This window comes from Shigella sp. SIG6 (assembly GCF_053555815.1).
The window spans coordinates 1-7,665 of record NZ_JBQZXC010000147.1 but is presented as its reverse complement, the minus strand read 5'-3'; the positions used below and the strand labels follow the sequence as shown (position 1 = coordinate 7,665).

At 50.9% G+C, this 7,665-nt stretch carries 4 protein-coding genes and 4 pseudogenes; 2 read left to right on the top strand and 6 right to left on the bottom strand.

Translation table 11 applies throughout. The annotated features are described in order from the left end of the window. Positions 1-27: 27 nt before the first annotated feature. From lsrG to lsrA, 6 genes and pseudogenes are all read right to left on the bottom strand, one after another. A complete protein-coding gene (lsrG, locus tag ACUU1M_RS17435; protein WP_000558521.1) occupies positions 28-318 on the bottom strand; it encodes a (4S)-4-hydroxy-5-phosphonooxypentane-2,3-dione isomerase in 291 nt (96 codons plus the stop codon). A 23-nt stretch (positions 319-341) separates the two neighbouring features. Continuing rightward, positions 342-1,217, bottom strand: coding sequence for a 3-hydroxy-5-phosphonooxypentane-2,4-dione thiolase (lsrF, locus tag ACUU1M_RS17430; RefSeq protein WP_000774196.1), 876 nt, complete (start codon positions 1,215-1,217; stop codon positions 342-344). 26 nt (positions 1,218-1,243) lie between these two features. Further along, a pseudogene (gene lsrB, locus ACUU1M_RS17425) lies at positions 1,244-2,267 on the bottom strand (autoinducer 2 ABC transporter substrate-binding protein LsrB). 11 nt (positions 2,268-2,278) lie between these two features. Continuing rightward, entirely contained in the window at positions 2,279-3,196 is a 918-nt protein-coding gene (locus tag ACUU1M_RS17420) for an ABC transporter permease subunit (protein WP_001222723.1), read from the bottom strand. Continuing rightward, a pseudogene (gene lsrC / locus ACUU1M_RS17415) lies at positions 3,196-3,969 on the bottom strand (autoinducer 2 ABC transporter permease LsrC); the annotation flags it as partial. The gene ACUU1M_RS17420 and the pseudogene lsrC, both read right to left, overlap by 1 nt. Beyond that, positions 3,969-5,186: pseudogene (gene lsrA, locus ACUU1M_RS17410) on the bottom strand (autoinducer 2 ABC transporter ATP-binding protein LsrA); the annotation flags it as partial. The pseudogenes lsrA and lsrC, both read right to left, overlap by 1 nt. Positions 5,187-5,434: 248 nt before the next feature. Here lsrA and lsrR point away from each other — a divergent pair. After that, entirely contained in the window at positions 5,435-6,388 is a 954-nt protein-coding gene (gene lsrR, locus ACUU1M_RS17405; RefSeq protein WP_000154339.1) for a transcriptional regulator LsrR, read from the top strand. A 78-nt stretch (positions 6,389-6,466) separates the two neighbouring features. Then, positions 6,467-7,294, top strand: a pseudogene (locus ACUU1M_RS17400) (FGGY family carbohydrate kinase); the annotation flags it as partial. Between the last annotated feature and the right edge of the window lie 371 nt (positions 7,295-7,665).

The following is a 7,665-nucleotide window of genomic DNA, read 5'->3' as shown; positions in this document are numbered from 1 at the left end:
ACTATTGCCAGTACACCTCACGTAGCCTCACGGCATCAACCCATTGAACAGACGTTTTTTACGCGGCCCGGTCATTAAAGATTCCAGTTTCGCGACACAGGTTTTGTAGTGAGGCGTGGTTTTATGGAATGCCACTGTGTCTTCATCTTTATAGGCTTCGTAAATATAAAAGCGCGAATTCACTTCCAGGTCCTGTAAGACATCGAAGCGCAAATTACCTTCTTCCTGTACAGAGCCTAGGTGGTTCTGGCGAAAAACTTCGATAAACTCGTCAACCTTGTCTTCATGAACGTTAATTTCAACCAGTGTGACGTGCATAATTCTTCTCCTTAAATCCGCAGTTACTGTTTTTCACTCAGATAGAGTTCATATGCCCGATCAGCCGTTTCGTTATGGTGAACCACCGCCTGTACGGCTTTCATCATCGCCACCGGATGGTCAGACTGGAAAATATTACGCCCCATATCCACACCAGAAGCGCCCTGATCGATAGCCTGCCAGCACATTTCCAGCGCCTCGCGCTCCGGTAATTTTTTACCGCCAGCAATAACAATGGGTACCGGACATCCGGCAACAATCCGTTCAAAACCTTTTTCGACATAATAGGTTTTGATAATTTGCGCCCCCATTTCAGCGGCGATTCGAGTCGCGAGCGAGAAATAACGCTGATCGCGCACCATATCTTTGCCCACGCCAGTCACGGCCATGGTCGGCATTCCCACTTTCATTCCGGCATCGACCAGCTGAATAATATTTTTGATCGACTGATGTTCATATTCGCTGCCGATATAAACCTGCGCCGCCACCGCGCAACTGTTCAGGCGCACGGCATCATCCATCGATAACGCCACGGCTTCATTACTTAATTCCGCCAGAATAGAGTTCGCACCTGACGCCCGCAGTACCACCGGCTTATTGGTCGCCGGGGGAACTACGCTGCGCAAAATGCCGCGCGTACACATTAATACATCGGCATGTTCAAACAGCGGGGCGATATTTATATCAATGCGTTCAAGTCCGGTAGTCGGCCCCTGAAAATAACCATGGTCAAAGGCTAGCATCACAGTTTTACCCGTTTTCGGATTAAATATCCACGATAAGCGTGACTGCATTCCCCAATCCAGCGCACCGCAACCTTTCAGGGTAAAAGGGATATTTTGTTGCGGTTGATCGGTACGAAAATCTTTACCATCTTTAATATCGTCTAAATCTGCCATAACTTACTCCGGTTAAGTAATGCACATCAGAAATCGTATTTGCCGATATTCTCTTTGTTGAATATCACGCGCTCCGGTAACAGTACGATGCCATTACCATCCGCTTCGTAGTCATAGCCCTGAACGCTGTTTGGCGAGACTTCAACCTGACCTACGCCCTGGATATCCAGCTTGTCGCCCGTTTTCATTGATCCTTTTTTCAATAATGCATCCGCGACATACACTGAAATTTTGCCTTGCTGAACCACATCCCACAGTCCAAATTCTTTCACCGTGCCGCGCTCTACATACGGGCGCATCACATTTGGCGTACTGAATCCGACAATCGCTACTTTGTCATTTTTCAGGTTTTCTGCGGCTTGTGCGGCAGCGGGCAGGGCGTTGGCATCGGGGGCGATAATGGCGTCGAGATCGCTATACGCTTTTAATATTCCTTCTGCGGTTTGTAACGATTTAGTGGCATCGTTATAGCCAAACTGCGTAGTGACAATTTCCCAGCCTGGATGCTCTTTGGCGATTTTCGCTTTCGCTTCTTTCACCCACTGGTTTTGGTCCGTAACGGTGGGGCTTGAGTAGAAAAACGCGACTTTGGCTTTGTCTTTATTCACCTGACGCGCCGCCATATCCACCAACATACCTCCCAACTGGGCGGGCGTTCCCTGATTAATGTAGTAAGAGCGGCACTCCGGTTTAGTATCAGAGTCCCAGGTCAGCACTCTCACACCACGTTGCATGGCGCGTTTCAGTGCCGGACACAAGCCATCAGGCGAAACCGCAGAAACGAATAATGGCGTTATAACCTTGATTGACGAAGTTATTAATCAACTGTACCTGACCAGAAACACTGGGTTCTGTCGGCCCGTCGTAGGTCACATCAACGCTCAGCTCTTTACCCGCTTGTTGTGCGCCGTTGCCACCGCTGGTAAAAAATCCCACGCCAACCAGTTTGGGAATAAATGCAATACGCTCTGCGGCCTGCACATTCATAGAGATTGCGGCAATGCCAAGAGCGCTAAGTAAGGCGATTTTCTTAAAGCGATGAAGTGTCATGAAGATATCCTTTATGGCAATGGGTTATTGGCCCGACGCGCCAGCCACTCTTTAATTTGCTGGCGATGCAGGCTAACGGAACGACCTACGACAACGACGATAAGCAGCGCACCGGAAAGGGCGCTGGACACCTGATTTGGCACTCCTGCCATTTGCAAACCTTGCTGCAAATATCCCACTAATAAAACCGCAATGGCGGTGCCGATAATGGAACCGGAACCACCATAAATATTGGCCCCGCCAAGCACCACAGCGGCGACCGCAGACGCCAGCCCCGTCATGGCATAGAGCGCACATAAGGTGCGGTTAACTGGAATCGCGCTATAAAGCGCCACGCGCGGGCTTTGCCCAATCAAAAACACATTACGTCCGGCATGGGTTTTATGCAGCCAGAGCCAGAAAACGAGGAGACATATCAGGAAGATAATCAGCGGAACGGGGAGTCCCAGCACATCCAGGTTAGCGAAATCTGTAAACGCCATCGGGAATCCACCAATACCTTCGTACCCCGTCGCTCCGGCCATACCGGAAAGCAGCAGAGCGCTTCCGGCAAACAGATACAGCGTGCCAAGCGTAATCACCAGCGGGTTAACTTTGGTATAGATAATTAATCCGGCGTTGATCAGCCCGCACAATGCGCCGAGCAGTAAGGTCAGGAGTATCGCCAGCGGCATCGGCACACCACTTTGAAACAGTACGCCCAATGCAATGGCGCAGAGGCCGATGGTCGAACCAAACGAAATATCGATCCCGCCACTGACAATCACCATCGTCAGCGGTAGAGCGACAATGCCAATGCAGATAAAGTCACTGGTGCTGAACAGCAACATATTGAGATCTAACATTCGCGGGTTAATTGCACCAAATGCGACAATCTCAATAACGAGCAGTGCGGCAAGAGCCAGTTCCCAACCGTAGCGAATACGCATTATGCGGCCTCCCGTTTTTTACCTGACGAAGCGGGTTTAACGGATGGCGGTGGCGTCATAAAGCGGGCATATTTTTGCCGCCGCAGATTACGTTCCAGCGCACAACGCAGGCGTCCATCAAACACCAGCACCGCCAGCAGAACCAGACCCGCGATAAAATCATTCCACCATGCCGGAATGCGCAACAGCACCAGTACGCTATCGATCTGCGTCAGGAACCATGCGCCGAGTACCGCACCGATGATCGCACCGGAACCACCGAGCAAACTAATGCCGCCCAGCACGCAGGCTGCAATTGCTTTCATCTCCAGCCCGGTACAGGTCTGGTTGGGGATAAAACCAATCTGCGAAGCAAACACAATTCCCGCCAGTGCCGCCATGCAGCCGTTCAACGAAAATGGCACAATGCGAATGGCTTCCGTACGAACGCCCAGTTGACGAGCGCCCTGTAAATTATCGCCCGTGGCATAAAAACTGCGTCCAAACGCCGTCTTCGCCAGCAGCCAGGCCATAAATGCCACCAGAATTATCGTCAACCAACCAATTGCTGAAATGCCAAGCAGCAGCGGGGCGGAGAGCTGTTTCAGTTCGGCGGGTAACCCTTCAATCCATTTACCGCCAGTCCACAGCAACATGATGCCTCTGTACAACCCTAACGTGCCAAGGGTGGCAACAATGGCAGGGATCTTTAGCCACGCGACCAGGGCACCGTTGAAAAATCCCGCGAGCAAACCAAGCAGTAAAGTCGCGACACAGGCAACAGGTAGTGAATACCGGATAATGTCCGTGCAGCTTGTTCCGGTTGGTTAAATTTAATATTCAGCGCCCGACGATAACGTTCCAGGGTGGCATTATCTTTCGCGGTTTTCGCCCAGAATCCACGAAGGTTATGAGTAAGGGCGCAGACGTTCCAGGCCAGCGAAGCATCGAGATTCAGTCCGGATGACTGGCGATCTTCCGGCAGATAAACCAGACCGCGCAGTAAACGTTCTCCAGTGGATAATTTATTGATCTCTTTACCATTCAGCATAATGCGTCCGCCACGCAAAGTACGCAGACCATAGAGCGTCTCGGCCAGTTCTGTGCGTCCGGCTCCCACCAGCCCAGCCAGGCCCAGAATTTCTCCGGCATTGAGCGTCAGGCTGACATTCCTGAAAGCTTCGCCAGTCAGATTTTCCAGTGTCAGCACCGGCGTTCCGACGGCATGTTGTGGGCGGTTACCAGGTAACTCCAGCCATAATTTTTGGCTGGCAGAGAGCGATTTTTCCCGTACCGCTGGGGTGATGGCCTGAATAATGTCGTCGGTAGACAGTTCGCTGGTTTTGCCGCTTAAGGCGATGGTTCCGTCGCGCATCACGCTAATTCGATCGGCAATCTGGCGAATTTCCGGCAGCTTATGCGAGATAAAAACAATACCCACGCCAGTAGCAAGCAGCTCTTGCAAGCGACTAAACAAGCGTTCGGTTTCCGCAGGGGTAAGCGAGGCGGTAGGTTCATCGAGGATCAGAATCCGCGAGTCGCGCATCAGCCCGCGGAGGATTTCCACCATTTGGCGATCGGCGACATCCAGCGATCCTGCCAGACTATGCAGATCAAACTGGCAGCCCAGCACCGCCAGCAAGTTCTTCATTTTCTGCATGGAGAGCTGTTTTTTTGCCAGCCCAAACAGGATGTTTTCTTTTATCGACAGGCTTGGGAAAAGCAGCGGTTCCTGGGGAACGAGATAAATGCCCAGCTGATGAGCATGAACTGGCGTTAATCTGGCGTAGTTGTTGCCCCCAATCTCCAGCGTACCGCTATCAGCAGGGGTAATACCGGCAATAATCTTCATTAACGTCGATTTACCGGCACCATTGCCGCCGAGCAGGGCGTGGACCTCCCCCTGATGCAACGTAAAATCGATGCCTTTCAGGACATTGACCCCTGAATACTGTTTATAAACCGAGCGGGCGCAAAGTAGCGGTAACGCGCGGGTATCACTCGTTTGCATATTTCCCCCGTTCAGTTTTGCAGGTGAGTTTTGAACAAATGTATTTCTACTTTTAATTTGTTCATAACCTTAGGTGGACATTGCACATATTTCCGACGAATAGATCACAATTTATGCTATTTTGATTTTCACGGTTGCGTTTGTTCATGCTCGTAGAGTCAAACTGTGGTTGCCATCACAGATATAAATGCGCAAGAACTGAACAATTGCATTAAAGATTTAAATATGTTCAAAGTGAAGAATGAATTATGACAATCAACGATTCGGCAATTTCAGAACAGGGAATGTGTGAAGAAGAACAGGTCGCGCGGATCGCGTGGTTTTACTATCACGACGGGCTGACCCAGAGCGAGATCAGCGATCGTCTCGGCCTGACCCGTTTGAAAGTGTCGCGCTTGCTGGAGAAAGGGCATCAGTCCGGCATTATTCGCGTACAGATTAATTCTCGCTTTGAAGGCTGTCTGGAATATGAAACTCAATTACGTCGTCAGTTTTCGCTGCAACATGTCCGGGTGATCCCTGGGCTTGCGGATGCTGATGTCGGCGGGCGACTAGGGATAGGCGCGGCGCATATGTTGATGAGTTTACTTCAACCACAACAGATGCTGGCGATTGGTTTTGGCGAGGCAACCATGAATACGCTGCAACGCTTAAGTGGTTTTATTTCGTCACAGCAAATTCGCCTAGTCACGCTCTCCGGTGGCGTCGGTTCTTATATGACGGGTATCGGGCAGCTTAACGCGGCGTGCAGTGTGAATATTATTCCGGCTCCGTTGCGGGCATCCTCCGCTGACATTGCCCGTACGCTAAAAAATGAAAATTGCGTCAAAGATGTTCTGCTAGCCGCGCAAGCAGCGGATGTGGCGATTGTCGGCATTGGAGCCGTGAGTCAACAAGACGACGCGACAATTATTCGCTCCGGTTATATCAGCCAGGGCGAACAGTTAATGATTGGCCGAAAAGGGGCGGTTGGCGACATTTTAGGCTACTTTTTTGATGCAAAAGGTGACGTTGTCACGGATATCAAAATACATAACGAACTGATTGGCTTACCTTTAAGCGCGCTGAAGACCATACCCGTCCGGGTTGGCGTGGCAGGGGGAGAAAATAAAGCCGAAGCAATTGCCGCTGCAATGAAAGGCGGTTATATCAACGCACTGGTTACCGATCAGGACACAGCAGCGGCGATTTTACGTAGTTAAATTTGCATGACCTTATTACCGGGAATGATGGAGAACGTATAGAGGAACAGACAGAACGCATAAGCCGAGGATAATCTAATGGCTCGACTCTTTACCCCTTCAGAATCAAAGTACTACCTGATGGCGCTGGATGCAGGCACCGGAAGTATTTGGGCTGTGATATTCGACCTGGAAGGCAATCAAATAGCAGTGGGACAGGCGGAGTGGCGGCATCTGGCAGTACCGGACGTTCCTGGTTCTATGGAATTTGATCTCAACAAAAACTGGCAACTGGCGTGTGAGTGTATGCGCCAGGCGCTGCACAACGCCGGCATAGACCCGGAGTATATCGCTGCCGTTTCGGCATGTTCTATGCGTGAAGGCATTGTTTTATATAACAATGAAGGAACACCGATCTGGGCCTGCGCCAATGTGGATGCCAGAGCGGCACGCGAAGTTAGCGAACTTAAAGAACTGCACAACAATACCTTTGAAAACGAAGTTTATCGAGCGACCGGACAAACACTGGCTTTAAGTGCCATCCCCAGATTACTTTGGCTGGTGCACCATCGTTCCGATATTTACCGTCAGGCATCAACCATCACCATGATCAGCGACTGGCTGGCCTATATGCTCAGCGGCGAACTGGCGGTGGATCCCTCTAACGCTGGCACCACGGGACTTCTTGATCTAACCACCCGTGCCTGGAAACCTGCATTGCTGGATATGGCTGGCCTGCGTGCCGATATTCTTTCTCCTGTCAAAGAAACCGGCACATTGCTGGGCGTGGTAAGTTCACAAGCGGCGGAACTCTGCGGTCTGAAGGCGGGCACTCCGGTGGTCGTTGGAGGAGGCGACGTGCAGCTTGGTTGCCTTGGGTTAGGCGTTGTGCGTCCGGCACAAACCGCGGTTCTTGGCGGCACGTTCACGGATAATAAGCAGTGCACGCTCAGCGAGGCCCGGCATCAGTTGCCGATTACTCCGTTCCGTATGCCGTCATGAGTCCCATCCTTTGAAAGCAGTGATCGCTGTGGTGAGACTGTAGCGCGGACATGTCTATTTAGTCAGAGACGGACATCTCAATTTAGCTATTACAATGTTACTGCGCATAATGTATATTATGTTAAATCATGTCTGAGTGATGCGAAGTGCTTTTCTGGTAGTCGTTATTCGTTCAGGGTTCAAGAACTTAAGCCTCTCCTCTTTCATAATTGGCCTGTGCATGGAGAAATAGCCTGGTTATTCCCTGCCCCATGCTAAGAGCGCAGTGTCTGTCGCATAGACACTGCATACGAAAA

What these genes read in the sequence shown, in the direction of transcription:
- ACUU1M_RS17420 (WP_001222723.1), bottom strand. Translation starts at nt 3,196, where the DNA reads ATGCGTATTCGCTACGGTTGGGAACTGGCTCTTGCCGCACTGCTCGTT.
- lsrR (WP_000154339.1), top strand. Translation starts at nt 5,435, where the DNA reads ATGACAATCAACGATTCGGCAATTTCAGAACAGGGAATGTGTGAAGAA.
- lsrF (WP_000774196.1), bottom strand. Translation starts at nt 1,217, where the DNA reads ATGGCAGATTTAGACGATATTAAAGATGGTAAAGATTTTCGTACCGAT.
- lsrG (WP_000558521.1), bottom strand. Translation starts at nt 318, where the DNA reads ATGCACGTCACACTGGTTGAAATTAACGTTCATGAAGACAAGGTTGAC.